This window comes from Burkholderia alba (genome assembly GCF_034721475.1).
Classification (GTDB): domain Bacteria; phylum Pseudomonadota; class Gammaproteobacteria; order Burkholderiales; family Burkholderiaceae; genus Burkholderia; species Burkholderia alba.
This window is the reverse complement of sequence record NZ_JAWJWL010000092.1, coordinates 1,635-3,725: the sequence shown is the minus strand read 5'-3', so window position 1 is coordinate 3,725 and position 2,091 is coordinate 1,635. Positions and strand designations below refer to the sequence as shown.

Genomic DNA, 2,091 nt, shown 5'->3' with positions numbered 1-2,091 from the left:
GACGAAATGCCGGACGACGTCGACGTGGACAGCGAGGTGACGGTGCTGTTGGTGGTCGAAAGGCCGGTGGACAGCGAACCGATGCCGGTCGAGGTCGAGGTGGACAGCGAAGCGACGGAGCTGTTGGTCGACGAAATGCCGGACGACGTCGACGTGGACAGCGAGGTGACGGTGCTGTTGGTGGTGCTTAAACCGGTGGACAGCGACGTGATGCCGGTCGAGGTCGACGTGGACAGCGACGTGATGCGGCTGTTGGCGCTCGAGAGTCCGGTCGATGTCGAGGTGGACAGCGACGTGACGGTGCTGTTGGTGGTGCTCAAGCCGGTGGACAGCGACGTGATGCCGGTCGAGGTCGACGTGGACAGCGACGCGACGCTGCTGTTGGCGCTCGAGAGTCCGGTCGAAGCCGAGGTCGACAGCGACGTGACCGTGCTGTTGGCGGTCGAAATGCCGGTGGACAGCGAGGTGATGCCGGTCGACGCGGAGGTCGACAGCGACGTGACGTTGCTGTTGGCGGTCGAGATGCCGGTGGACAGCGAGGTGATGCCGGTCGACGTCGAGGTCGACAGTGAGGTGACGTTGCTGTTGGCGGTCGAGAGGCCGGTGGACAGCGAGCCGATGCCGGTCGACGTCGACGTCGACAGACTGGCGATGCTGCTCGTCGCGGTGCTCATGCCGGTGCTCAACTGGGCGACCGTCACCGCGTCTTGCGGCGCGGAGCCGTCGGCGACGTTGGTGATGCGGCGCAGCGCGGTCGAGCTGCCGACCGATACTTCCGACAGCGGGGCGGCGGAGCCGGTCAGGAAGCCCGTGCCGGTGGGGGCGGCCGCACCCGTTACGCTGCCCGTGCCGATTGCCACGCTGTTCGTGTAGCGGGCCGATGCCGCATTGCCGATCGCGACCGAGCCGGTGCCGGCGGCGGACGCGTTGAAGCCGAAGGCGCTCGAGCTTTGGCCGGACGCGTTCGCCTGCAGGCCGGCGCTCGTTGCCCATTGCGCGGCGCTGGCGCCGAAGCCAAACGCCGCGCCGCCAGCGCCCGTGACTGTCGTGAAGGCGCCGTACAGCGTCACGCCGAGCAGGGTAGTGCCGCCGTTCGCGCCGCACCCGCCGACGACCGAGAAGTAGCCGCTGCCGTCGAAGGTAGCCGTGTAGGTATAGCTGGTCGTGCCGTCCGGACCCACGCCCGTCGGAAGCGGAAGGCCGCATATGGCGCCGCCCGGGGTGCCGCCCGCGCCGACTCCGACGGTCGACGCGTAACCGCCCTGAGCGACGGTGGCAAGCATCGCGGCAGCCACCGCCTTGGCGAGCGTCGACTTGCTGGATTTACCCCGTGCCGACGCCAGTTCGGAAGCGGCGACCCATGCGCCGAGCGCCTCGTTCCAGATGGTGCGGTATGTGCGATTCATGACGGGATGCTCTCCACGGGCTTACGCAACTCACCAGACTGATGGCCACACGTCGATGTCTTGTGTTCGCGCAAAAATATACATTTAGATGCGCGAAGTTTATTTGAGAGTTAATTTTGAGATTGATAAGAAATGAAAAATTGAAATTCATAACGGTCAAATATTGTAAATAGTTGATATTTAACAATTATTTAAGATTTTTCATTGTGAATGCTGGGTGCCTTGTCTGGCATGGGTTTGGTGGGGGTGAGGCGGGGTTGGTCGCGTATTGAGATGAGCGCTGAGAGGCGTGTGAGCGCGGTGTGTTGTATAGACGTTGGAGATTGAAATGATGCGATTTTGGGATGACTTTTCTTGATGGTAAATTGTAAATAAATGATATTTCCGGCATTTTTACCGGGTTTCTATTGATGGGTTTTCCCCGATTGTCCGTCAGGTTCGGTGGCGGGTTTTGGCGCCGCGATTCATCTTATTTGAACCGGGATGGTTTATAGGCGCGCCGCTTTAAAGGTGCTTACCGAATATCGCTTATCGATGAGGCGTCGAGGTGTGCGGCAGGCGATTGGCGCGTGTTGACGCGAGGCAGGGGCGCGAGACGAAAGAAGGGGGGCCGGCGACGTGCGGCGAAAGCGCCCGGCGTGCCGGGTTGAGAAATGCGCGCGGGGGCGGCGTAAGGGCGGGGCGG

The 2,091-nt window shown here is 62.5% G+C and carries 1 protein-coding gene; it reads right to left on the bottom strand.

Features of this window, described 5'->3' with window-relative positions:
• Window positions 1–1,406: ESPR-type extended signal peptide-containing protein (locus RZR99_RS32255; RefSeq protein WP_323123748.1), on the bottom strand; the 1,406-nt coding region annotated here is incomplete at its 3' end.
• Window positions 1,407–2,091 lie beyond the last annotated feature (685 nt).